The sequence below is a fragment of the Plantactinospora sp. CA-290183 genome, from assembly GCF_050936375.1.
GTDB lineage: Bacteria > Actinomycetota > Actinomycetes > Mycobacteriales > Micromonosporaceae > Plantactinospora.
Map to the genome: position 1 here is coordinate 576,741 of NZ_JBNJMX010000002.1, position 23,428 is coordinate 600,168.

The 23,428-nt window shown below is 72.8% G+C and carries 19 protein-coding genes and 1 rRNA gene; 15 read left to right on the plus strand and 5 right to left on the minus strand.

Annotated features, from left to right (window positions below):
- Window positions 1-27: 27 nt before the first annotated feature.
- From ACQEUR_RS07535 to ACQEUR_RS07565, 7 genes are all read left to right on the plus strand, one after another.
- Window positions 28-777: a hypothetical protein gene (locus tag ACQEUR_RS07535; protein WP_433027400.1), complete on the plus strand. Its 750-nt coding sequence runs from the start codon at window positions 28-30 to the stop codon at window positions 775-777.
- Between the two features lie 184 nt (window positions 778-961).
- A complete protein-coding gene (locus ACQEUR_RS07540; protein WP_433027403.1) occupies window positions 962-1,753 on the plus strand; it encodes a maleylpyruvate isomerase family mycothiol-dependent enzyme in 792 nt (263 codons plus the stop codon).
- 80 nt (window positions 1,754-1,833) lie between these two features.
- Window positions 1,834-2,289, plus strand: a complete 456-nt coding sequence (locus ACQEUR_RS07545; protein WP_433027406.1) for a DUF6098 family protein — start codon at window positions 1,834-1,836, stop codon at window positions 2,287-2,289.
- Between the two features lie 163 nt (window positions 2,290-2,452).
- Complete coding sequence (locus ACQEUR_RS07550) at window positions 2,453-3,664, plus strand: PP2C family protein-serine/threonine phosphatase (RefSeq protein WP_433027409.1); 1,212 nt, start codon at window positions 2,453-2,455, stop codon at window positions 3,662-3,664.
- Window positions 3,661-4,011, plus strand: coding sequence for an STAS domain-containing protein (locus tag ACQEUR_RS07555; RefSeq protein ID WP_433027412.1), 351 nt, complete (start codon window positions 3,661-3,663; stop codon window positions 4,009-4,011). Before ACQEUR_RS07550 ends, ACQEUR_RS07555 begins: the two co-directional genes overlap by 4 nt.
- Window positions 4,012-4,173: 162 nt before the next feature.
- The gene (locus tag ACQEUR_RS07560) at window positions 4,174-5,871 is read left to right on the plus strand and encodes an esterase/lipase family protein (protein ID WP_433027415.1); all 1,698 of its coding nucleotides are present in this window, start codon (window positions 4,174-4,176) and stop codon (window positions 5,869-5,871) included.
- Window positions 5,872-6,075: 204 nt separating this feature from the next.
- Window positions 6,076-8,853 carry a wax ester/triacylglycerol synthase domain-containing protein gene (locus tag ACQEUR_RS07565; RefSeq protein ID WP_433027418.1) on the plus strand — a complete coding sequence of 926 codons (2,778 nt, stop codon included), beginning with the start codon at window positions 6,076-6,078 and terminating at the stop codon, window positions 8,851-8,853.
- Between the two features lie 33 nt (window positions 8,854-8,886).
- Here the strand turns inward: ACQEUR_RS07565 and ACQEUR_RS07570 are convergent, their stop codons facing one another.
- Window positions 8,887-10,134 (minus strand): sodium:proton exchanger, encoded by a 1,248-nt coding sequence (locus ACQEUR_RS07570; protein WP_433027421.1) that lies wholly within the window; start codon window positions 10,132-10,134, stop codon window positions 8,887-8,889.
- Between the two features lie 215 nt (window positions 10,135-10,349).
- Here ACQEUR_RS07570 and ACQEUR_RS07575 point away from each other — a divergent pair, with 215 nt between their 5' ends.
- Window positions 10,350-10,847 (plus strand): hypothetical protein, encoded by a 498-nt coding sequence (locus ACQEUR_RS07575; protein ID WP_433027424.1) that lies wholly within the window; start codon window positions 10,350-10,352, stop codon window positions 10,845-10,847.
- Between the two features lie 49 nt (window positions 10,848-10,896).
- Here the strand turns inward: ACQEUR_RS07575 and ACQEUR_RS07580 are convergent, their stop codons facing one another.
- Both ACQEUR_RS07580 and ACQEUR_RS07585 read right to left on the minus strand, forming a co-directional pair.
- Window positions 10,897-11,406: a class I SAM-dependent methyltransferase gene (locus ACQEUR_RS07580; RefSeq protein ID WP_433027427.1), complete on the minus strand. Its 510-nt coding sequence runs from the start codon at window positions 11,404-11,406 to the stop codon at window positions 10,897-10,899.
- Window positions 11,407-11,568: 162 nt separating this feature from the next.
- Window positions 11,569-11,901, minus strand: a complete 333-nt coding sequence (locus ACQEUR_RS07585) for a nuclear transport factor 2 family protein (protein ID WP_433027430.1) — start codon at window positions 11,899-11,901, stop codon at window positions 11,569-11,571.
- Between the two features lie 244 nt (window positions 11,902-12,145).
- On the opposite strand from ACQEUR_RS07585, the gene ACQEUR_RS07590 reads away from it, so the two are divergent.
- Entirely contained in the window at window positions 12,146-13,075 is a 930-nt protein-coding gene (locus ACQEUR_RS07590; RefSeq protein WP_433027433.1) for an SDR family NAD(P)-dependent oxidoreductase, read from the plus strand.
- Window positions 13,076-13,104: 29 nt separating this feature from the next.
- Here the strand turns inward: ACQEUR_RS07590 and ligA are convergent, their stop codons facing one another.
- On the minus strand, window positions 13,105-15,270 hold the full coding sequence (ligA, locus tag ACQEUR_RS07595; protein WP_433027436.1) for an NAD-dependent DNA ligase LigA: 2,166 nt from the start codon (window positions 15,268-15,270) through the stop codon (window positions 13,105-13,107).
- Window positions 15,271-15,532: 262 nt separating this feature from the next.
- On the opposite strand from ligA, the gene ACQEUR_RS07600 reads away from it, so the two are divergent.
- The 5 genes from ACQEUR_RS07600 (at window position 15,533) to ACQEUR_RS07620 (ending at window position 20,383) form a co-directional block, all read left to right on the plus strand.
- Window positions 15,533-16,471 carry a cation diffusion facilitator family transporter gene (locus tag ACQEUR_RS07600; protein WP_433027439.1) on the plus strand — a complete coding sequence of 313 codons (939 nt, stop codon included), beginning with the start codon at window positions 15,533-15,535 and terminating at the stop codon, window positions 16,469-16,471.
- 209 nt (window positions 16,472-16,680) lie between these two features.
- Complete coding sequence (locus ACQEUR_RS07605; RefSeq protein WP_433027442.1) at window positions 16,681-17,592, plus strand: DUF1996 domain-containing protein; 912 nt, start codon at window positions 16,681-16,683, stop codon at window positions 17,590-17,592.
- 81 nt (window positions 17,593-17,673) lie between these two features.
- Window positions 17,674-18,300 carry a DUF305 domain-containing protein gene (locus ACQEUR_RS07610; protein WP_433027445.1) on the plus strand — a complete coding sequence of 209 codons (627 nt, stop codon included), beginning with the start codon at window positions 17,674-17,676 and terminating at the stop codon, window positions 18,298-18,300.
- Window positions 18,301-18,383: 83 nt separating this feature from the next.
- The gene (locus tag ACQEUR_RS07615) at window positions 18,384-19,184 is read left to right on the plus strand and encodes an alpha/beta fold hydrolase (protein ID WP_433027448.1); all 801 of its coding nucleotides are present in this window, start codon (window positions 18,384-18,386) and stop codon (window positions 19,182-19,184) included.
- Window positions 19,181-20,383 (plus strand): PP2C family protein-serine/threonine phosphatase, encoded by a 1,203-nt coding sequence (locus ACQEUR_RS07620; protein ID WP_433027451.1) that lies wholly within the window; start codon window positions 19,181-19,183, stop codon window positions 20,381-20,383. Before ACQEUR_RS07615 ends, ACQEUR_RS07620 begins: the two co-directional genes overlap by 4 nt.
- 37 nt (window positions 20,384-20,420) lie before the next feature.
- Here ACQEUR_RS07620 and ACQEUR_RS07625 read toward each other — a convergent pair whose 3' ends face one another.
- Window positions 20,421-21,098: a C39 family peptidase gene (locus tag ACQEUR_RS07625; RefSeq protein ID WP_433027454.1), complete on the minus strand. Its 678-nt coding sequence runs from the start codon at window positions 21,096-21,098 to the stop codon at window positions 20,421-20,423.
- Window positions 21,099-21,668: 570 nt separating this feature from the next.
- On the opposite strand from ACQEUR_RS07625, the gene ACQEUR_RS07630 reads away from it, so the two are divergent.
- A 16S ribosomal RNA gene (locus ACQEUR_RS07630) occupies window positions 21,669-23,186 on the plus strand.
- The last annotated feature ends 242 nt before the right edge of the window (window positions 23,187-23,428 follow it).

Sequence of the window (23,428 nt, forward strand, 5' to 3'; positions counted from 1 at the left end):
CCCGCCGCGTCGGCCGCCACCATTCCCGTGTCGTGCAGCCAGAGCGCGCTCGTCACGGCGGTCAACCTGGCCAACTCCACCCCCGTCCGCGACACCCTCATGCTGGCCTCCGGCTGCACGTACCGGATGACCGCCAGCCACGGCGGACTCACCAACGCGCTGCCGGTCATCACCACCCCGATGGAACTGATCGGGCCGGCGACAATCACCCGGGTCTCGCTGCTGCCATTCCGGATCGCCGAGGTGGCCAGGACCGGAAACCTCACCCTCACCACCTCGGTCGCATTTACCAATGGTAGTGCCGTCGGTGACGGTGGCGGCATTCTGAACCGTGGCGCCGTGACCCTTACCCGCAGCAGCCTGAGCGGCAACAGCGCGACGTTCAATGGCGGTGGCCTGGCCAACGTCGACACCCCCTCCGGCACCGCGCCCGCCGCGACCTTCACCAGGTCCGAGGTGTTCAACAACAGCGCACTGCTCAACGGCGGCGGCATCTACAACGGCCGCCGGGGCACCCTGACCACCAGCGGCGTGTCCGGTAGCCCGATGTACGTCAGGAACAACTCCGCAGCGGTCAGCGGCGGCGGTATCGCCGCGATGAACTCCACCGCGACCACCCTCACGCAGACCGCGGTGACGACCAACCACGCGGTGCTGGCCGCCGGCGGCGTCAACCGCCAGAACGGCACCATGACCACCACCAGCTCGCCGATCAGCGCCAACACCCTGAACAACTGTGTCGGCAGCGCCCCGGCGGTTCCCAACTGCACCGGCTGACCCCGTCCCACCCGGAATCGCCTGGGCCCGCTGACCGATCGCCGTCAGCGGGCCCAGGCGACGTCCACGGGCGGCGGGCCGGCGCACCCGTCGCGCGGCATGATGGGGCCTTGTTCGCTGTCGCGCCGGCCCGGAGCCGGTGGCATCCCCCGTACATCGACGCCGAAGAGGTGACAGGAGAACCATGGCTACCCTGGCCGACCAGACAATCGCCGCCCTGCGCTCGGGCCACGAGGAACTCGCCACGCTCGTCCGGGACCTCGGCCCGGACGACCTGGTCCGACCCTCCGGTGCCAGCGAGTGGCAGGTGTCCCAGGTGCTCAGCCACCTCGGCAGCGGCGCCGAGATCAACCTCGCCGCGCTCTCCGCCGCCCGGGGCGACGGGGCCGCCCCGGACGAGGGCTTCAACCGCCGGGTCTGGGACCGGTGGGACGCCATGCCGCCGGCCGAGCACGCCAGCGCGTTCCTCGCCGCCGACCAGCGGCTCGTCGAGGCGTACGAGTCGCTGGGCGCGAGCGACCGGGCGGAGCTGCGCATCGACCTCGGATTCCTGCCCGAGCCGGTCGACGTCGCCACGACGGCCCGGTTCCGGCTCAACGAGTTCGCCCTGCACCAGTGGGACGTCGAGGTCGCCTTCAACCCGTACGCGACGGTGACGCCGGAGGCGGTGGGACTCCTCCTCGACCAGGTCGGCGGCATGATCGGCTGGACGAGCCGCCCCGAGGCGTTGGACGGCCGGCGGGCGACGCTGGCGGTGCGGCTGAGCGAGCCCGACCGGACGTACGGGCTGCGGCTGGGCGAGCGGGTCGAGCTGGCCGACGCGCCGGAGCACCCGGACGGCGAGCTGGCCGCCCCGGCCGAGGCGTGGCTGCGACTGGTCTCCGGCCGGCTCGGACCACGCCACACTCCGGAGGCCGTACGGGTCACCGGTCCGCTTGGCCTGGACGACCTGCGGCGGGTCTTCCCCGGCTTCTGAGCCGAGCAGCTCCGGTACGAGTGACCGGCCCTCCGGCGGGGCATTGCCGGAGGGTGGACCGCAGGCGCGAGGATGCCGGGATGTACGTCCTGGAGAACCTGGATCAGCTGGCCACCCTGCTGCGCGAGGTCGGCCGGGATCGCGAGCTGTACGTGCGGTGGTCCCTCGGCCCCGACGCCGACCTGCCCGCCGGGCGCCAGGGCCGGCAGGCGAGCCGGGACGCGCTGACCGGGGTCATGCTGCCCGGCCTCTCGGCGAACCCGCTCCGGGTGGAGCCGTGGTGGGGCGACCGCTCGCTGCGTCTCTGGGTGGCCCGCCGGCTCTACGACTACTGCCACATCCGCGACCTGCGCGGTCCGGGCGCGTCCCCGTGGATCATGGTGGGCGAGCAGTGCGGGCGCGGGCCGGACAACGAGCCGCTGGTGATCTGTCACCAGCCCGTCGCCTGGGTCTCGGAGGAGGCGCTGCGCGAGGCGGACACCGTGGTGAAGGAGCAGGGATCCGCGGAGTGGGGACCGCTGCACCGCGCGGACTAGGTGCGTCCGCCGACCCTGGTGCGGCGGGGTCCCGGTGGGCCGCCGGCCGGTCTGCGACGCGGCCCGGCAAGGACCCGCGGGACCCCGCCGGCGCCCAGGTCGGAACGGGCGGAGCCGGAGCCCGCGACCCGGCGGCCGATCGGCGGGCGTCTACTGTTGCGGCGTGGAGGTGGATGGCCGCCGGTGGCGGGACGCCGTGGTGGAGCTGCTGGAGCGTAGCCGGCTGGCGCAGGCCGACGAGCTGGCGCCGACGGTCAACGCCGTCCTCGCCGACCTCCGGGTACGCGTCACGATCTATCTGATCGATCACGAGCAGCGGGCGCTCCGACCGGTGCCCGAACCGGGCCACGCGCCGGAGGAGCCGCTGCCGGTCGACGCCACCCTCGCCGGCCGGGTCTTCATGGCCGGGGAGCCGCGCAGCGCGGGACCGACCGGACGCGAGCGTGCGCCGTTGTGGATGCCGCTGCTGGACGGCTCCGACCGGCTCGGCGTGCTGCGGATCGAGGTCCCCGACGAGATCGTCGGCAGCGACCGGTTCCGGCGCCGGGCGGACGTGCTCGCCGCGCTGCTCGGACACCTCGTGGCGGTCAAGGCCCACTACGGCGACACGATCGCCCGCAGCCGGCGTACCGGTCCGATGTCGGTGGCCTCCGAACTGCTCTGGCGGCTGCTGCCACCGCTGACATTCGCCACCGGCCGGTTCGCCGTCTCCGCCGTCTTCGAGCCCTGCTACTCGGCCGGCGGCGACGGCTTCGACTACGCCGTCGACGGCGACCACGCGTTCGCGGCGATCTGCGACAGCACCGGGCACGGCCTGCGGGCGGGGCTCGGCACGGCGGTGGTGCTCTCGGCCCTGCGCTCCGCCCGCATCGACGGCGCCGACCTGCCCGCCATGGGCCGGGCCGTCGACACCGCCCTGACCGACGAGTTCACCGATGCCCGCTTCGCCACCGCGGTACTGCTGGACCTGAACCTGGCCGACGGCCGGCTGCGCTATCTCAACGCCGGGCACCCGGCGCCGGCGGTCCTGCGCGGCGGCCGGGCGGTGGGTCGACTCGACGGCGGCCGGCGACTGCCGCTCGGCCTGCCCGATCCACGGACCCGGCTCGCGGAGACCCGGCTGGAGCGCGGTGACCGGCTGCTCTGTTTCACCGACGGGATCACCGAGGCCCGGGGCCGGGACGGTACGCCGTTCGGCGAAGACCGGCTGATCGACCTCGCCGAGCGGTTCGGAACCGCCGGACTCTCCGCGCCGGAGGCGTTGCGCCGGCTGGCACACGCCATCGCCGACCACCTCGCCGGTCCGCCGACCGACGACGCGACCGTCCTGTTGATCGAGTGGTCCTCGGTGCAGGCTGGCAGGATCCTCCCATGACCGTCACCCCTCGGTTCGAGGTCACCGAAACCGGCCTCGCCAGCGTCGTCCGGGTCACCGGAGAGATCTTCGTGGACAACCGGGAACCGCTGCTCGCCGTCCTGCTGGACCTGGCCAACGCCGCCCCGGGGCGGATCGTGCTCGACCTCGCCGGGGTGCCGGTCTGCGACTCCGGCGCGCTGAACATGCTCGTGCAGGCCCAGCGGGCCGCCGCGCACACCGGGGGATGGGTCCGGCTGGTCGCACCGACCGCGATGGTGCGGCGGGTGCTCGGGGTCACCAACCTCGACCAGCTGATGCCGATCTACCCCGACGTGGAGGCGGCCCAGCGCGACGGTCGGGCCTGAGCCGTCCCCGCGCCCGGCGCCGGGACCACCGGGCGCGCCACACTGAACACCCTCCACCCGCCGCCGCGGATCCGCTCGTCCAACCCCGGACCGGGTTTACCCCGGCCCGCGTCGGGTAGCCGGCCGAACCGCCGATCGGACGGGCCCGGGCGGGGGACGGATGTGCGTGCGGTGGTGGCGGAGCGGCACGGTACGGTTTGGCAAGGCCGGCACCTGCGCGTACCCCTGCTCCTTGCGCTGACCGCCGGACCGGCCGCCGTCGAGGCGGCGGTGCTGGTCTCGGTCGGAAACCGGTCGGCGCTGGCCCTCGCCCCGCAGGCCGGCGCGCCCAACCCGTTCGGGGTCTTCCACGACCTGCGCTGGGTTCTCGTCTACCACGACTCCTGGCTGACCTTCGCCGCCGCGCTGCTCGGCGCCGTCGGGCTGCGCACGCTGCTCACCGTCGCCATCGTCGTCCTCGCCTGGCCGTCCGGCCGGGAGCGGCCGTCGGTGTCCCGACTGGCGGGCACCGCGCTGGCCCTCACCGCGGTGACGGCGGTGGCGCTCGGCCCCTGGGCGGCGATCACCGTGGCGGCCGGGGTCACCGCGCTCTCCTGGTTCACGGTCGGCTCGGTGCTCGCCGTCCTCGTGCTCGCCCTGGTGCTGCAACGGGGACCGATGACCGGCACGTGGTGGCGGGGCCTGCCGCCACCGACGACCGTGCTCTGGGCGGTGGCCACCTTCGTGGCGCTCACCCTGGGCGCGGTGGTCGTGGACCAGGTCACCGGCTGGGCGGTCGTGCCCCTGGCCGCCGCCGTCGGTGCGGTCAACGCGCCGCTGTGGCGGGGACTGGTCCGCTCCGCCGTACTGGCCCGCCCGCGCCTGCCCCGGCTGCCGACCGTACCGGCGGTGGTGCTGGTGCTGCTGGCCGCGCTCGCCGCCAGCGGGGTACTGGCCCGCTCGGGTTCCCAGGCCGCGGCCCGGCCGCCACCGCCGCTGCTGCTGCGCGACGGCGCGCCCGCGCCCCGACAGGCCCTGCTCTACGTCGGCGGCTACGACTCCCGGTACGACGGTGTCACCCCGTACGCCGCCGACCCGGCGGGCCGGCCGGCGCTGCCGGTGCTGCGCTTCTCCTACGCCGGGCTGGACGGTCAGGGCCGCCCGCTGCCGTACGGCCCCGCCGACACGCACCAGCCGCTGACCCGCAGCGCCGAACTGCTCGCCGCGCAGGTGGCCGAGGTACGGCGGCGGGCCGGCCGGCCGGTGGCGCTGCTCGGGCACAGCGAGGGGAGCCTGGTGGTCCGGACCTACCTGGACAGCCTCGCCGGTCCCGTCGACGGTCGGCCGCCCGACGTCGAGGCGGTCGCGCTGCTGAGCCCGCTGCCGCAGCCGGCCCGGGTCTACTACCCGCCGCCGGACGCCCGTACCGGCTGGGGCGTGGCCACCGGCTGGGTGTTGCGGGGGATCTTCGCGGCGGTCCGGCGGACCGGCGGGAACGGCCTCGGCACCGACGACCCCTTCGCCCGTTCCCTGCTGGACGGCGCGCCCCGGTACCGCGAACGGATGCTCTGCCCGGTGCCGGGCGTACGGATGATCGCCGTGCTGCCGCTGCTCGACGCCATCGCCGACCCACCCGGGCCCGACCCGCGGATCCCGGTCTTCGTCGTGCCGGAGCGGCACGCCATGGACTACGGGCGGGCCGCCACCCAGCGGCACCTGGTCGCCTTCCTCAACGGCCAACCACCCGGGCCCTACCGCGGCCTGGCCTATCCGGTGCTGCGGGCCGCGGGTGCGGCCTGGCAGGCGCCGCCCCTCTCGGTGGGGCTCAACCGGGTCTGGCGGGCCCCGCAGGGCGGGCCCCGGCTGCCGGATTGTGAATAAAAATGCTGGTCGGCATGACAATCTGGGCGTGGGTGGTGGACATCGCACCGCTCTCGACCTGGCCACGCTGCGGCCACGGCGAACCCGAGAGGTGGCTGGTTTCCGGGCCCGGGCCAGCCCATCGGCCGACGGACCGGCCGGTGGGGCCGGGCCGCGAGCGGGCGAGAAGTCCCGGCGAGGAGTTGGCATGACCAAGGAGTCGGCATGACGACGCCGCCGGCCGTCAGCCGCCAGTCGCCGGACCAGCCCGACCCGCCGGCTCGGCCGGGCGCGCCGGAGCCGCCGTCCACACCGCCCGCCGCGGAGCCGGACCCGGCACCGGGCCCGCCGGCACCGGCCGCGCGCCGGGTGCTGGTCGTCTCCGCCGATATCGGCGGCGGGCACCACGCGACCGGCCGGGCGTTGCAGGAGCGGGTGTTCGAACTCTGGCCGGGCAGTCAGGTGCGCTGGCTCGACACGCTGGAGGCGATGGGTCCGGGTGTCGGCCGGGCGTTCCGCCGGATCTACATCACCAACGTCGAGGTGACCCCCTGGCTGTACGAGTTCTTCTACACCTCGCTGTGGCGCTACCCCTGGTTCGCGCGGGCGGCGAAGGCGTTCACCGGTGCCTGGGCCGGGCGCCGGCTGGCCGCCAAGGTGGAGGCCTTCGACCCGGACCTCATCATCTCCACCTACCCGTTGGGCAGTGCCGGCCTGGCCTGGTTGCGCCGGCACCGGGGGTTGGGCGTACCGGTCGGCGCCTGGGTGTCGGACTTCGCCCCGCACCCGTTCTGGGTGTATCCACAGCTCGACCTCAACCTGGTGGTGCATCCGCAGGCGGTGCCGGTGGCCGCCGCCGCCGCGCCCGGCGCGTCGATCGCCGTCTGTCCGCCGCCCGTACTGCGCGGCTTCCATCCGGGTGACCGGGACGAGGCGCGGCGACAGTTCGGCCTCGACCCCGCCCGGTACGTGGTGGTGGTCGCCTGCGGCTCCTTCGGGTTCGGGGCGGTGGAGGAGGCGGTCCGTGGCCTGCACCGGCTCACCGAGCCCGTACAGGTGGTGGTGGTCTGCGGGCACAACCAGCGGCTCGTCGACCGGCTCGACCGACTGGGCGCGCCGACGGACCGGCTGGTAGTGCTGGGCTGGGTCGAGGACATGCCGGCGCTGTTGCGCGCCGCCGACCTGCTGGTCACGAACGCCGGTGGCGCGACCGCGCTGGAGGCGTGGGCGACCGGCACCCCGATGCTGATGTACCGGCCGATCGCCGCGCACGGCGCGGCCAACGCCGCCCTGATGACCGCCTGCGGCCTGACCGAGATCTCCCAGAGCCTTCCCGACCTGGTGCAGCGGGTCCGGTCCACCCACGCCGCCGGGTCGGCCCGACTCGACGCGGACCCGGATGCCGGTTGCCTGGCCGAGCTGGGCCTGCTCGCGCTCGCCGCCGCCGGTCCCACGCTGCCGTCCGCCGGTCCGCCAGCACCGCCCCCGGACGGCCCCGCCCCGCCGTCCACCGGTGGGGCAGCCGCGCCGCCGGACGGCTCCGCGCCGCCGGACGGCTCCGCGCCGCCGGCCGGTCCGCGCCGGCGACCGCCCCGGGCCGGCCGGCTCCGCCTGGCACGGCGCGCCCGTCGTGCGCCGAGCTGGCCGCTGCGCCCGCAGGACGCGTTCTTCCTGCACGTCCAGTCCCCGACCGTGGCCCAGCAGATCGGTACGGTGCTGGAACTCGGTCCCCGGCCGGACGGCCGCCCGGTCGGGCGCCGGGACCTGGTCGAGCTGCTGACCCGGCGGTTGCCCGCGATCACCACGCTGCGGCGACGGCTGGCGGACCGGGGCCGGCTGCGACGGCCCGGCTGGATCATCGAGCCGTACGTCGACGCGGCGGCGCACGTGGAGGAGTACCACGTCGCGACCCGGGCCGGGGAGGGCGGTGCCGTCTCCGCCGTCAACCGGTTCTGGTCCGAGCCGCTGCCGATGCACCGCCCACTCTGGCGGATGCTGCTGGTCACCGGCCTGCCCGGCGGCCGTACCCGGCTCGCCATCAAGCTGCACCACAGCCTGGGCGACGGGCTCTCCGTCATCGGCACGCTGCAACGCCTGCTCGACCCGGCACCGGGAGGGCCCAGACCGCCGGACTCCGGTGCCCGGCGGGCGTCCGGACCGGGTTCGGATTCCGGCCCCCGGCGGCCACCGGCCCCGGCGTCCCCGCCCGGTGGACGCGCCCTCGCCACCGCGCGGGCCGGTGCCCGGCGGGGCGTCCTCGCCGCACGGGGACTCGTCCGGCTGGCCACCGCCGGCCAGGCTCCGCGGGCGTCGGTGAACCGGCCACTGGCCACGCCCGGCCGTACGCTGGTCACCGCCACCCTGCCCACCGCGGACGTCCGCCGGGTGGCCCGGGCCCGGGGGGTGCACATCAGCGAGCTGATGTGCGCGCTGGCCGCCGAGGCGCTCCAGCGCGGGTACCCGGACCTGGCGCCGCCGTCGCGGCTGCGGGCGATGTTCGCGGTCTCGCTGGACCCGCGCAACCGCTCCCGGACCTACGGGAACTGGACCGGCGCCATCGCGCTCGACCTGCCGCTCGGGCCGCTGCCGGTCCGGGAGCGGCTGGCCGCGGTCCGGGACCGGCTGCGGGACAACCTGGCGAGCGGGCAGCCGGCCGCCGCCGCGCTGGTGATGCGGATGATGGGGGTACTGCCCGCGCCGGCGCACGCCGCGGTGGCCCGGCTGGTCTACAGCAGCCGCTTCGTGAACGTGATCGTCTCCTACATGAGCGGCGCGGGGCAGCCGCAGCTGTTGGCCGGGGCGCCGGTGCGTACGGTCACCCCGGTGGTCGCGCTCGCCGAGGGCGTACCGGTCGGGGTCGGCGTGCTGCGCTGGGGCGACACCACGAACGTCGGGGTGCTGCTCGACAACTCGCTGGCCGAGATCGGCGACGACTTCGTGACCGCCATGCGCGCCGCCCTGGCCGAACTCCTGCGCGAGGTGGACCAGGTGCCCACCCGCTGACCCGGCGCGCCGGTCCGGTCCGGTCGGCGGCGGTCAGCGGCGGCGGTGGGTCTGGCCGTCCCCGGTCGGCCAGACGGCCCGGGCCAGTGCGGGCAGTTGCCGGCGCCGGCGCACCAGCAGCACCCCGGCGAGCGCCGCGTACGCGACGGCGACGATGTAGCGGACCTCCTGGGTGGGTATCGCGAACTGCACGGCGAAGAGGACGAAGAGCAGCGCCGCCTCGCCCCGGCTGATCCGCAGGTCCGTCAGGATCGCGACGCCGAGCAGGGTCTGCGCGATGGTCAGGTACAGCTCCTCGGTCTGCCGGGCGTCCAGCGGCAGGCCGGCGAACTCGCCGCCGCCGAGGTAGAAGGCGAGCGGCAGGCAGGCGACCAGCAGGGTCCACTGGTTGAGCTTCGCGGCCAGCAGCGCGCCGAGGCCGTCGTCGGCCCGGCCGCGCAGGGCGAAGGCCACCGCCACGATCACCTCGGGTGCCTCGGAGGCGACCGGGGCCAGCCACTGCACGAGCAGGAACTCGTCGATCCCGAGGGCGCCGCCGGCCTCGATCAGGGACTTGCCGAACGGCTCGGCCGCGCTGAGGATGACGATCGCGGCCGAGCCGAACAGCGCCGCGACCGTGAGCCGCCGGCGCAGCGCCGGTTGGCCGGCCAGGGTGGCGGCGACCCCGACGAGCCCCTCCTCGGCGTGTTGGGTCCGACGGATCCGGGACAGGTAGAGCGCGAAGAGGGTGCCGAGCACGACCGAGTCGTACCAGGCCAGGCGGCCGGTCAACGGGATCACCAGCGCGTACACCGTCGCGATCAGCAGGTAGACGGTCTCGGTCCGGCGGTGCGGCCCCAGCCGTACGCCGTCGCGGTCGCCGGGCTGCCCTCGCCGCCGTACCGCCCAGATGGCGAAGAAGACCAGCAGCGGCCAGGCCACCCCGATCAGCAGCCGGTTGGCGCCGGTCATGTTCGCCAGGGCGAAGGCGGCGAACTCCGGATCGGAGCCGGCGGCGTAGGCGAAGTAGATGTCGATCGCGTACTCCGGCAGCACGGCGACCAGCGCGAGCAGGGCGAGGGCGAGGCTGCCGGGCAGGTCCACCCGGGCGACCTCCGAGGCCCACATCAGCAGCGCCACCGCCGCCAGCACCGCCACCCCGAAGACCGCCATCCCGGCGAGCGCGGGCAGGTGGCCGCCGGCCAGCCGTACGGCGACGGCCGGCGCCGCCGCCACCACCGCGATGCCGACCCGGATGGCCACCCCCCGGGCGGACACCGTGACCTCGCGTCCCAGCCGCACTGCCCCCACCCCCGTCGCTACCGAGCCTGCCGGAACGGGTCCGGCGACGGAGGCCGAATCGAGCATCTGCGGGCGGCCGGCGGCGGTCGGCAGGCGCAGCTCAGCCGGCGACGGTCGGCCGGTGGGTGGAGGTCAGCCGGCGGGGGTCGGCCGCGTGGACGGTGGTGCGGCGCGGACGGTGCCGGGAGACTGGAGGTGACCGGGAGGAGACCGCCATGGCGAAGACCGGGGTCGACCACCGTAGCGAGGGGCCGTTCCCGCGTCGGCGCCTGCTCACGATCGTCGGGACGTACGGCCTGGCGGCGCTGGTGTCCGGGCTCGTGATCCGCGCCGGCGCGGCGGTGAGCAGGACCGATGCCGATTTCGGGCTGCCGTGGACGATCGTGGGCTCGGGCGGGGCGCTCGGTGCCCTGGCGATCGTCGGCGCCGCGCTGTACGCCCGGCGCGGGGTCGAGGGCCGGCACGTCGATCCGGTCCGGTTGGCCCGGGCCGTGCTGGTGGCCCGGGTCGCCCGCGCACTGATGCTGGCCGCCGCGATCGCCGGTGCGGTCGCCGGGGTGCTGCTGGCTCCCGCGGGCCTGGACCGCGCCTTTGCCATCACGGTGAGCCTCGTGCTGGCCGCCCTGCTCGCCGTGTTCGCGTTGCTGGCCAACGACATCTCCCGGGCGGTCGCCCGGCTCGCCCCGACCGAGGCGCCACCGTCCGGGAGCTGACCGGCACGCCGGGTCGCCGGAAGCCCCGGGCTGAGCCCGAGGGCCGGCGTCAGGCCAGCGTGCCGGAGACGCAGACGAGGGCGTGTCCGCGCCGGCTGGTTGCGGTGGTCGTCCTCGGGTGGAGGCCGTGCGCCGCGAGCAGGTCGCCGGCCTTGGCGCCGATCGCGGCGGCGGAGGCCCGGGTGGCTCGTTCGGCGAAGACGTAGAGCGTCGCGCGCGGCGCCAGCAGGCGCTTCACCCGTTCGATGGCGCGGTCCGGGTCACCGAGCCAGAAGAGGCTGACGTTCACCGAAAAAATCTTGTCGAACTGTCCTGCCGGCAGGTCGGCCGCCTCGAACGCCGCACAGCGGATCTCCGCCCGGCCCGCACCGACGTACCCCGCGTTCCGCTCGATGGCCAGCCGGGTCATCCGGGCCGACCGGTCGAGGGCGACGATCCGGCCGGCGTCGAGCCGCTGGCAGACGAGCGAGACGGCGTACCCGCTGCCGCAGCCCACCTCCAGCAGGTGGTCGTCCGGCTCGACCCCCATCGTCTCGACCACCCAGTGCGGTCGCTCCACCACCGTCACCGCCCCGGCGCCGGGCCGGCGCCGCGGGCGACCGGGCTGGTGAGGCTGGCCGTGACGGGCCGGGCCGCACCGTCCGGCCGGGGCGAACCGGAATACATCGCCGACACTCCGAAGGATCGAGGAGAAGCCACTCTAGTCGGGCGGACGCCGGATTCAGGGAGCGATCTCCAGACGGTCGATCAGATCGCCCCGGAGGCGGAAGGCGAATCGCAGGTCGGCGGGGCTGCCCGGGAAGTCCCCTTCCAGGTGGGCCTCGACCAGGTAGTTGTCCGGGCCGGCCGCCTCGGTGCCGCGTACCTCGACGGTGTACTCGTAGGCCGCGGTGGCGCTGGCCCGCCAGTCCCGCACACCGGCCCGGCCGTGCCACGTCCGCCCCTTGTCGACCACGACCGCGTCCTCGGTGAAACAGCCGACCATCGCCTCGACATCGCGCTCGATGTCGGCCTGGAGGTACCTGCTGATCACGTCGGAGATCGGTACGGACATGGGCCCCTCCCTGCTCGGCCGACCGTGATCCCCCGGCCGTGTCCCGGGCCTGCGACGGTGGCGCCGGGCGGCCGGGACCGGGTGGGGGCGGCCTCCGACACATGATTCCACGTGAGCCCCCCGCTCAGCCGGGGTTCCAGGATCGGCGGAACCCCGCCCCGGCGCGATCCCGCTACGGATGATGAGGAAGGACCCGTCCGCCCGCCGCTTCGGGGGGCCCGAGCCGACCGTTGGGAAACCGATCATGCAACCCATCACCACGCCCTTCGGGCGGCACTCCACCGCCGCCGAGGTCATCGCCGGGATCGACCTGGCCGGCAAACGGGTCATCGTCACCGGCGGCGCCTCCGGCATCGGCCTGGAGGTCGCCCGCGCCCTGGCCAGCGTCGGCGCACACCTCACGCTCACCGCCCGCGACGACCTCGGCGCGGCCGCGGCCGCCGACATCACCGCCACCACCGGCAACCCGCACGTCCGGACCACCCAACTCGAACTGACCGACCTCTCCTCGATCCGCGCCTTCGTCGACGCCTGGGGAGAAGAACCCCTGCACATCCTGGTCAACAACGCCGGAATCATGGCGCTGCCCCAACTCGAACACACCCCCCAGGGTTGGGAAGAGCAGTTCACCACCAACCATCTCGGGCACTTCTTCCTCACCTACGGTCTGCACTCCGCCCTCACCCGCGCCCAGGGCGCCCGCGTCGTCTCCGTCAGCTCCAGCGCGCACCTGTTCTCCCCGGTGGTCTTCGACGACATCCACTACCGCTTCCGCCCCTACGACCCGCAGGGGGCCTACGCCCAGGCCAAGACCGCCGTCATCCTCTTCACCGTCGGCCTCAGCCACCGCTGGGCCGCCCACGGCATCACCGCCAACGCCGCCAACCCCGGGGCCATCCCCACCAACCTGCAACGCTTCGTCGGCGGCGACCTCGACACTCCGACCGAGCTACAGAAGACCCCGCAACAGGGCGCCGCCACCTCCGTGCTGCTGGCCACCTCACCCCTGTTGGACGGCATCAGCGGCCGCTACTTCAACGACTGCGCGGAAGCCCGAACCGTCGACCAGCGCCCCACCGACGCCATCGAACTCGTCGACACGGTCGCCAACTACGCCACCGACCCGGACAACGCCGACCGCCTCTGGCACATGTGCCAGCGCCTGCTCGACTGACCCCGCTCCGGTGACCCCGCTCGCAGGGATCAGGGGGCCGTCGCCGCGAACCCGGTGACGATCTCCGCGATCGTGGTCGCGTCCCCCGCCGCCTGGGCGGCCAGCAGGGCGGCGAAGCGTTCCGCCGGCAGCACCGGTACGCCCAGGCCCGCCGCCTTCTCCGCCTTCGAGCCGGCGCCCTCGCCCACCACCACCAGGTCGGTGCGCTTCGACACCGACCCGGAGGAGCGGCCGCCGAGCCGTTCCACCGCCTCGTTGCCCTCGGTGCGGGTCAGCCCCGGCACCGAGCCGGTCACCACCACCGTCATCGGGGTGCCGTCCGGCCTGCGCAGCGGCAGTGCGCTGGCGGTGGGCGGGGCATTGTCGTCGCCGGGGTCCGCGACCACCGTCGGCTCCGGGGCGCCCGGTTCGGTCAGGTTGATCCCGCGGGCGGCGAGCCGGCCGACGACCGGCGCGAGCTCGACCAGCTCGGCGGCGATGGTGACCGCCCGTTCCGGGCCGACCCCCTCCACCTGTTGCAGGTCGGCCACGCTCGCCCCGAGCAGCGCGTCCATCGTGCCGAAGTGCCGGGCCAGCCGCCGAGACATCGACCGGCCGGTCATCCGTACGCCGAGCCCGGTGAGCACCCGGGAGAGCGGCTGGCTCTTGGACGCCTCGATGCTGGCGACGAGCTTGCGGGCGGAGGTCTCGCCCAGCCGGTCGAGGGTGGCCAGCCGCTCGGCGTCGAGGTCGTAGAGGTCGGCGGGATCGGTGACGAGTCCGGCGCCGACGACCAGGTCGATGATCTTGCCGCCGAGACCCTCGATGTCCATCGAGTCCCGGGCGGCGTAGTAGGCCAGCGACTCACGGGCGCCGCAGGCCCGCCCCTGGGTGCAGCGCCAGCGCTTCTGCGACCGGTCGATCTCGCCTCCGCAGCGCGGACAGGCCGACGGCGGCTCGTACGGCGTGGCGTCGGCCGGTCGCTCGTCCAGCTTGGCCCCGGTGATCTCGGGAATGACGTCGCCGGCCCGCCGGACGAAGACGGTGTCCCCGGCCCGTACGTTGCGGCGGAGCAGATCGTCGAAGTTGTGCAGCGTGGCGGAGGTGACCGTCACGCCGCCCACCTGCACCGGCTCCAGTACGGCGACCGGCGTGATCAGGCCGGTCCGCCCGACCTGCACCTCGATCCGGAGCAGCGTGGTGGTGCGGGTGTCGGCGGGGAACTTGTAGGCGACGCCCCAGCGCGGGGCCCGGCTGGATGAACCGGCGAGGTCCCGGTCCGCCTGCTGGTCGGCCTTGATCACCGCACCGTCGACGCCGAAGCCGAGCTCGCCGCGCCGGGCGTCCAGTGCCGCCACGGCGGCCAGCACCTCGTCGATGGTGGTGCAGAGCGGCATGCCGGCGGCGGAACCGGCGGTGGTGGCGATGCCGAGGCGCTCGGCGAGGGCCATGGTGGCTGAGTGCGGCGGCGCTGCCCCGTCGGCGCGCGTCAGCAGGCCGGTGGCGGCCAGCCCGGGTACGGCGTAGCCGAGGAAGTGCAGCGGCGCGTCGTACGCCCGGTCCTGGGCTCGCAGCGTGCCCGCGGCGGCGCTGCGCGGATGGGCGAACGGCGGCTCGCCGTGCCCGGTGCGCAGCTCGTTGGCCCGCGCGAAGTCGGCGTCGGTCATGAACACCTCGCCGCGCACCTCCAGCGTCACCGGTTCGCCGAGCCGCTCCGGCAGGCCGACCGCGCGCCGGGCCTGGGTGGTGACGTCCTCGCCGGCCCGCCCGTCGCCCCGGGTGGCGACCTGGGTCAGCCGGCCCGCCACGTAGCGGGCGGCGATGGCGAGGCCGTCGATCTTCGGCTCCACCGTGTAGCCCGCGGCGGGCCGGCCGAGCAGCCGCTCCAGCCGGGTGGCCCACCGGCGCAGCGAATCCTCGCCGAAGACGTTGTCGAGGCTGAGCATCGGGCTGCTGTGCTCGACATCCCCGACCGCGCCGACCCCGGCGGCGACCAGCTCGGTCGGCGAGTCGTCGGCCTTCCAGCCCGGATGGGCGGTTTCGGTAGCGGCGACCCGGGCGATCAGGGCGTCGTAGGTCGCGTCGTCCATCGCCAGCTCGGCGCCGTTGTAGTAGGCGGTCGCGGCCGACCTGACCTGCTCGACCGCCGCCGTGTAGGCCTGCGGATCGTCGAACGGCGCGGCCAGCGCCGAGTCCACCACCGGGCTCCGCGTCACTGCGACCTCCCCCGTCTCCAGGACACCTGCGGGCATCCCGTCGCGCTCCGCGACCGGGTGCTCGCCAACAGCCTAGAGACCGGGTACGACGCCGCCGTCCGTCGTGCGGTGCGGCCGTCGTCCGGCGCCGCGGTTCGTTGCTGTCGCGTCCGCGCGGGCCGGTCGGTCGTCATCGCCCGCTCCGGGGTCCGGGCGCCCTGGACCATCCCGCTCGGTTCCTGACCAGGGCATCTGGCGGGGTCCAGGGACCTAGGCTGACCTCATGGTCGGGGCCGGTGAGGGCTCGCAGAGTTCGCAGAGCGTCGGCACGGTGATCGTGGCGGGCCTGGCCAACCTGACCGTCGCGGTGGCCAAGGCGCTGGCCGGCGTCCTCTCCGGCTCCGCCGCGGTGCTGGCGGAGGCCGCCCACTCCGTCGCCGACACCACCACCGAGGTGCTGCTCTTCGTCGCGCTGCGCCGGGGCACCCGGCCCGCCGACGCCGAGCACCCGTTCGGCCACGGCCGGGAGAGCTACCTCTGGGCCTTCGTGGCGGCGGTGGTCACCTTCGTGGTCGGCGCCGGCTTCTCCATCCTCCAGGGCGTCGACGCGATCCGGTCCCGGCACCAGGACCTGGACGCCACCGTCGCGTACCTCGTGCTGGCGGTCTCCTTCGTGGCCGAGTCGATCTCCCTGACCCGGTCCGTGCGGCAGCTGGGGCGCCGGGCGCGGCGCTGGCGGCTCTCCTGGCTGCGGGTCGCGCGGAACACCCCGAACACCGCCGTGAAGGCGGTGCTGCTGGAGGACTGCGCGGCGCTGGTCGGGCTGGTGCTCGCCGGGGCCGGGGTCACGCTCTCGGAGCTGACCGGCAACCCGCTCTGGGACGGGATCGCCTCGATCGCGATCGGCGTGCTCCTGTTGGTGGTGGCCACCACCCTGGCGCACAACAACATCGTCATGCTGGTCGGCCGGGCCGCCCGGGACGCCGTACGGGAGGAGATCGACCGCGAGCTCTCCACCGTGCCGAAGGTACGGGGTGTGCACCGCCTGTTGACCATGCAGCTCGGTCCGGAGGACATCCTCGTCGCCGTACAGGTCAACTTCGCCGACGAGGCGACCCGGGAGGAGATCGAGGCCGCCGCGGACGAGGCCGAGCGGCGGCTCACCACCCGCAACCCGGCGATCCGGTACGTCTTCCTGGAGCCGACCCGCCGGCGGACCTGAACCGGGGAGCCGCACCGCCGCCGCCGGGCGTCGGCGTCAACGGCCGTAAGTATTGACAGTTCTCGACGGCAGGCTCAAGCTGGTTCCTGAGAGCGCTCTCTCACCGTCCTGACGAGGACAGACCACCACCAGTCCGGCCAGTGCTCCCCGATGCCTTCGGCGGCGGCTGCGGAACCGTCCTGGCCAGTCCCCCAGCTAGGAGTCTTCAGGTGGAGAGGGTTTCCCCCTTCCCCGGCGCGGGCCGCCGGCTCCGGATCGCGACACTGCTCAGCGCCGTGCTAGCGCTCCTCGGCACGTACGCGGTGCTCAACGCGACACCGGCCGCCTCGGCCCGGGCCGAGGCGGCGCCGCGCGCACCGATCGTGCGGGTGGCCGAGTTCCTCGCCGACTGCCCGTACAGCCACCGGCTGCCGGACGACCCGATCATCTTCCCGGGGCTGCCGGGCGCTTCCCACATGCACAGCTTCTTCGGCAGCACGGTGACCAACGCCCACACCAACCTGTCCGACCTGCTGAACTCCAGCAGCACCTGCAACCCCCGGGTCGACCTCTCGTCGTACTGGGTGCCGACGCTCTACCACAACGACGTGGCGGTGGAGCCCACCATCGTGACGTTCTACTACCTCGGCGAGGGCGTACGCAGCGACATCACCGCACGGATCGAGCCGCTTCCGCTGGGGCTGCGGATCGTGGCCGGAAACGCCAGGGCGACCGCGCCGGACGCCAGCAGCAACGCCCGCTGGTCCTGTCTGCACGCGGGGCACGTCGGTGCGTCGAAAGACTTCGTCAACTGCCCGTCCGGCACCATGCTGGAGTCCTACCTGGACTTCCCGCAGTGCTGGAACGGCCGGGACCTGGACTCGCCCGACCACAAGAGCCACATGGCGTACCCGGTGAACCAGGCCTGCCCGTCGACCCACCCGGTACCGGTGCCGAAGCTCCGCCAGGTGCTGCGGTACCCGGTCAGCGGTGACCCGTCGCGGATCCGGCTCGCCTCGGGCGCGGGCTTCACGATGCACGGCGACTTCTTCAACGCCTGGCCGGAGGCGGAGATGGCCCGCCGGGTGCGCGACTGCATCCGGCCGGTCATCAAGTGCGGCGCGGACGGCACGCCCAGCTGAGCAGGTGCAAAGCAGCCCGTCATTCCCCGAGCGGGTCCGGCACACCGGGCCCGCTCGGCCGTCCGGGGGAGAAGAAACCAGATGAGAGCGGGTCTCGCCGTACGGTGCGGGGTCTTGTCGGTGGTGGTCGCGGTCGCCGGCTGCGCCGGCGGGCCACCGTCGGACCGGCCGGCACCGTCGCCCGCCGCGACCGCCGCGCCGTCGGCGGCCAGCTCGGGCCCGCCGGCGGCCCCCGGTGGTACGCCGGCGCAGCCGTTCAACACCACCGACGTGGCCTGGCTGCAACTGGCGGTGGCGATGGGCGAGCGGGTCCTCCCGATGCTGGAGCTGGTACCGGCCCGGAGCACCGAGCCGGCGCTCCGGCGACTGGCGGTACGGCTCCGGGACGGGCACCGGGCGCAGCTGCGGACGTCACGCGACCTGTTGGCGCGCTCCGGCGGGCCGGAGACCAACCCGCACGAGGGCCACGACATGCCGGGCATGGTGACCGACGCCGAACTGCGGACGCTGGACGGCGCCCGTGGCGCCGCGTTCCACCGGCTCTTCCTCGGGCACCTGCGACAGCACCTCGAACAGTCCGTACGGATCGCCCGCGCAGAGGAGACCGCGGGTGCGGACCCGCGCACGAAGGCGCTCGCCGCCGAGGTGGTGGGCAGCGGCAGCGCCGCACTCGACGCGCTGACCCAGCTCGACCGCCGGTACAACTGAGCGGCCCCGCCACCGGCGGAGCACCCCGGCCCGAGGCTGGTACGCGGGTGGCCCTCGCTGCCCGTCCTGCGTAGCATCAGCCGGTGACCATAACGCTGCGTAACAACGTCACCGTCACCGGCGCGCCCGGCAACCAGCCGATGCTCTTCGCGCACGGTTTCGGGTGTGACCAGCAGATGTGGCGCTTCGTCGCGCCCCGGTTCGAGGCGACGCACCGGGTGGTGCTCTTCGACCACCTCGGCTTCGGCGGGTCCGACGTCTCCGCGTACGACTTCCACCGGTACACCGACCTCCAGGCGTACGCCGACGACGTGCTGCGGATCTGCGCCGAACTCGACCTCACCGACGTGGTCTTCGTCGGGCACTCGGTCAGCGCCATGATCGGTGTGCTCGCGGCGGTGGCCGAACCCGAGCGGTTCGCCCGGCTCGTGCTCGTCGGCCCCTCCCCGCGCTACCTGGACGACACGGACTATGTGGGCGGCTTCAGCGAGGCGGACATCACCGGGCTGCTCGACTCGCTCGCCAGCAACTATCTGGGCTGGTCGGCGGCGACGGCTCCGGCGATCATGGGCAATCCGGACCGTCCCGAGCTGGGTGCCGAGCTGACGAACAGCTTCTGCCGTACGGACCCGAAGATCGCCGAGCAGTTCGCCCGGGTGACGTTCCTGTCGGACAACCGCGCCGACCTGCCGAAGGTGACCGTACCGACGCTGATCCTGCAGTGCAGCGACGACATGATCGCACCACCCGAGGTCGGCGAGTACACCCACCGGATGATCCCGGCCAGCGAACTGGTCCAGCTGGAGGCGACCGGCCACTGCCCGAATCTGAGCGCCCCCGACGAGACGGCCACGGCGATCGAGAGGTTCCTGGCTGCCCGATGAGTCGCCCGCCGCTGCCGCCCGCGCCGCCCGGGGATCCCGGCCGGCCGGTCGATGCCGGCGCGGCCGTGCTGCTCGACCAGCTCTACGAGGACGCCCCGTGCGGGCTCCTCCTGATGCGTGCCGACGGCACCATCCTGCGGATCAACCGGAGACTCCTGAGCTGGCTGGGGTACGCCCCGGACGGGCCCGGGGTCCCGCCGCGCTTCCAGTCGCTGCTCGCCCCCGGCGACCGCATCTTCTACGAGACGCACTACGCACCGCTGCTCCTGATGCAGGGCGAGGTACGCGAGATCGCCGTGGACCTGCTCCGGGCCGACGGCCAGCGGCTGCCGGTGCTGGTGAACGCCACCCGGTACCCCGGCACCGGCGCGGCCTCGGACCTCGTGCACACCGCGGTCTTCACCGCGATCGACCGCCGCCGGTACGAGCGGGAACTGCTCCGCGCCCGGGAGGTCGCCGAGCGGTCGGAGACCCGGGCCCGGGTGCTGGCCCAGACACTTCAGGCCAGCTTCCTGCCGCACAGCCTGCCGGACATCCCGGGTGTGCAGGTCAGCGCCTACTACCGGCCGGCGGGGCGGGGTGACGAGGTCGGCGGGGACTTCTACGACGTGTTCCAGACCGCCCCGCACGGCTGGGGGGTGGTGCTGGGCGACGTCTGCGGCAAGGGCGCCGGGGCGGCCGTCGTCACGAGCCTGGCCCGGCACACCGTACGGGCGGCGGCCATGCGGGGTGGACGGCCCCGGAGCATTCTGGCCACGCTGAACGCGGCCCTGCTCAGCCAGCGCACGGACCGGTTCTGCACGGTGGCGTACGCCCGGCTCGAGACCGACGCCGCGAACCGGGTCCGGGCCACCATCTCGATCGGGGGCCATCCGCCGCCCGTGTGGACCCACCGGCGCCAGACCCGCGAGATCGGGCGGCTCGGCACGCTGCTGGGCGGCGTCGCGCATCCCCGGCTGCACGAGCGGACCGTGACCCTGGAGCGCGGCGCCGCGCTGCTGTTCTACACGGACGGCCTGACCGAGGCGCGGCGCGGTGCGGAGCTGTTCGGTATGGACCGGCTGCGGCAGGCCCTCGCCGAGCACGGCGGCGAGAGCGCCGAGCACATCGTCGAGGGGATCGCCGGGCGGGTGCTCGACTTCCAGGACGGCCTGCCGCACGACGACATGGCGATGGTCGTGGTCAAGGCGTACGGCTGAGCCGGCCGTGACGCGCGGTGGGCCGCCCGAGCGGGGTTCAGGCGGAGTAGCCGCGGCTCGCGGCCCAGTTCGCCAGGTTGATGGTGGTCATCGTGTACGAACTCTGGCCGTTGACGTTCGCCGGGTCCGCGATTGTGACGGTACGCCCGTCGTCGGAGTAGCCGACGACCGTCAGGTAGTGGCCGCCGTCGTAGGAGTGCGGGGTGCCGTCGGTGTCGACGGCGGTGCCGATGATGTTCACCACGACCGGACGCTGGTCCGCGACGGCCGCCGTGATGTCCGACTGCATCCGGTCCATCTGCGCGGGGGTGGCCACGCTCTCCGGAATCGCGGTCGTCCGGTAGTCCCCGGTGTGGCCGAGCTCGTTCAGGACCCGGGTGGTGTCCTCGGCCGAGTTCGTACCGGCGGTGGTGGTGCCCAGTTCGGTGGCGACGTCGTCCTGGCTCGGGGCCGCACCGTCCGCGCTCAGCGCGATCCGGGTGGCGGCGGGGCCGCAGTAGTAGAAGTTGGGCTGCGCCTGGTAGTCCACCGTGAGTTCCATCGCCGACGGTGGCCTGGGAGCCTGCGCCTCCGGTCCGGCGCCCAGGGCGCCGACGGGGCCGGCGATCGTCGCGCCGATGAGGGCGACGCCGGCGGTGGCCAGGGCGACCCGGCGGGTGGTCGGTGGGGTGATGGCGGTGAGCCAGCGGACCCACCGGACGGGGGTGGTCAGCACTTCGCGGTTGCCCTTCCGTGTCGGTTGGTCTCCGGTCGATCGGCCGGCCCGGCGGTGACCGTGGTGCGGCCGGCGCGGTGCGCGGGGTGAGACGGGGCGTACCGAAGACTCAACGCGGGCCAGGAGTCCGACATTCCTGATTTGCCGGGGCGCTCCGCGCCCTCCGGAACCCCGATTTGGCGTTCTGGCTGCCGGCGTGTAACTTTCTCTCCCGGCAGGGAAACGGGCACTCCGGCGGGTAACACCGCAGGTGGCCGGCCTGCCGAACCCCGATCGAACAGAGCGGTTGACCCGCTGTGCCCGGACGGGGGCGTTGGCTGCCTGGAGCAAGCTGACAAACCGGGAGATACCGGTTTGACGGGGAGGAACCAGTCAGGTAACGTAGTAGGAGTGCCTGACGGAAACGTGAGGCGCGAAACAAAGCCCCAGAGGTCAGATCCGCTAGGGTCTGTTGTTTGGTGTGTGGTTGTTCTTTGAGAACTCAACAGGGTGCTTGATAAGCCAGTGCCAATTCATTTTGTTTTGGCAGCAAGTGTTTTTTTGTTGCCGGGTTTGATTTTCCACAAGTTTTTGTTGGAGAGTTTGATCCTGGCTCAGGACGAACGCTGGCGGCGTGCTTAACACATGCAAGTCGAGCGGAAAGGCCCTTCGGGGTACTCGAGCGGCGAACGGGTGAGTAACACGTGAGTAACCTGCCTCAGGCTTTGGGATAACCCTCGGAAACGGGGGCTAATACCGGATATGACATGTCACCGCATGGTGGTGTGTGGAAAGTTTTTCGGCCTGGGATGGGCTCGCGGCCTATCAGCTTGTTGGTGGGGTGATGGCCTACCAAGGCGACGACGGGTAGCCGGCCTGAGAGGGCGACCGGCCACACTGGGACTGAGACACGGCCCAGACTCCTACGGGAGGCAGCAGTGGGGAATATTGCACAATGGGCGGAAGCCTGATGCAGCGACGCCGCGTGAGGGATGACGGCCTTCGGGTTGTAAACCTCTTTCAGCAGGGACGAAGCGTAAGTGACGGTACCTGCAGAAGAAGCGCCGGCCAACTACGTGCCAGCAGCCGCGGTAAGACGTAGGGCGCGAGCGTTGTCCGGATTTATTGGGCGTAAAGAGCTCGTAGGCGGCTTGTCGCGTCGACTGTGAAAACCCGCGGCTCAACCGCGGGCTTGCAGCCGATACGGGCAGGCTAGAGTTCGGTAGGGGAGACTGGAATTCCTGGTGTAGCGGTGAAATGCGCAGATATCAGGAGGAACACCGGTGGCGAAGGCGGGTCTCTGGGCCGATACTGACGCTGAGGAGCGAAAGCGTGGGGAGCGAACAGGATTAGATACCCTGGTAGTCCACGCTGTAAACGTTGGGCGCTAGGTGTGGGGGACCTCTCCGGTTCTCTGTGCCGCAGCTAACGCATTAAGCGCCCCGCCTGGGGAGTACGGCCGCAAGGCTAAAACTCAAAGGAATTGACGGGGGCCCGCACAAGCGGCGGAGCATGCGGATTAATTCGATGCAACGCGAAGAACCTTACCTGGGTTTGACATGGCCGCAAAACCTGCAGAGATGTAGGGTCCTTCGGGGGCGGTCACAGGTGGTGCATGGCTGTCGTCAGCTCGTGTCGTGAGATGTTGGGTTAAGTCCCGCAACGAGCGCAACCCTTGTTCGATGTTGCCAGCGCGTTATGGCGGGGACTCATCGAAGACTGCCGGGGTCAACTCGGAGGAAGGTGGGGATGACGTCAAGTCATCATGCCCCTTATGTCCAGGGCTTCACGCATGCTACAATGGCCGGTACAATGGGCTGCGATACCGTGAGGTGGAGCGAATCCCAAAAAGCCGGTCTCAGTTCGGATCGGGGTCTGCAACTCGACCCCGTGAAGTCGGAGTCGCTAGTAATCGCAGATCAGCAACGCTGCGGTGAATACGTTCCCGGGCCTTGTACACACCGCCCGTCACGTCACGAAAGTCGGCAACACCCGAAGCCCATGGCCTAACCGGTTTTCCGGAGGGAGTGGTCGAAGGTGGGGCTGGCGATTGGGACGAAGTCGTAACAAGGTAGCCGTACCGGAAGGTGCGGCTGGATCACCTCCTTTCTAAGGAGCACCTTCCACCGAAGGGTGGGTAGGAGCCTCGTGGCCCGCGGATGTCGGGTCAGGGGTGCTCAATGGCGGAGACACTGGCGAGCTGTCGGTCGGCAACGGCTGGAATATTCTGAGTACGACCACTTCGGTGGTATGGAAAAGATGACTGGTGCGGCTGGTTGATGGTGTAGAGCATCCTGTTGGGTCCTGAGAGAACAACCATTGGTTGGTTGTTTCTTTCAGTGGACTTTTCC

Coding starts and splice junctions, on each gene's coding strand:
- ACQEUR_RS07540 (WP_433027403.1), top strand. CDS start 962: ATGGCTACCCTGGCCGACCAGACAATCGCCGCCCTGCGCTCGGGCCAC.
- ACQEUR_RS07620 (WP_433027451.1), top strand. CDS start 19,181: ATGAGTCGCCCGCCGCTGCCGCCCGCGCCGCCCGGGGATCCCGGCCGG.
- ACQEUR_RS07590 (WP_433027433.1), top strand. CDS start 12,146: ATGCAACCCATCACCACGCCCTTCGGGCGGCACTCCACCGCCGCCGAG.
- ACQEUR_RS07585 (WP_433027430.1), bottom strand. CDS start 11,901: ATGTCCGTACCGATCTCCGACGTGATCAGCAGGTACCTCCAGGCCGAC.
- ACQEUR_RS07610 (WP_433027445.1), top strand. CDS start 17,674: ATGAGAGCGGGTCTCGCCGTACGGTGCGGGGTCTTGTCGGTGGTGGTC.
- ACQEUR_RS07555 (WP_433027412.1), top strand. CDS start 3,661: ATGACCGTCACCCCTCGGTTCGAGGTCACCGAAACCGGCCTCGCCAGC.
- ACQEUR_RS07600 (WP_433027439.1), top strand. CDS start 15,533: ATGGTCGGGGCCGGTGAGGGCTCGCAGAGTTCGCAGAGCGTCGGCACG.
- ACQEUR_RS07545 (WP_433027406.1), top strand. CDS start 1,834: ATGTACGTCCTGGAGAACCTGGATCAGCTGGCCACCCTGCTGCGCGAG.
- ACQEUR_RS07575 (WP_433027424.1), top strand. CDS start 10,350: ATGGCGAAGACCGGGGTCGACCACCGTAGCGAGGGGCCGTTCCCGCGT.
- ACQEUR_RS07565 (WP_433027418.1), top strand. CDS start 6,076: ATGACGACGCCGCCGGCCGTCAGCCGCCAGTCGCCGGACCAGCCCGAC.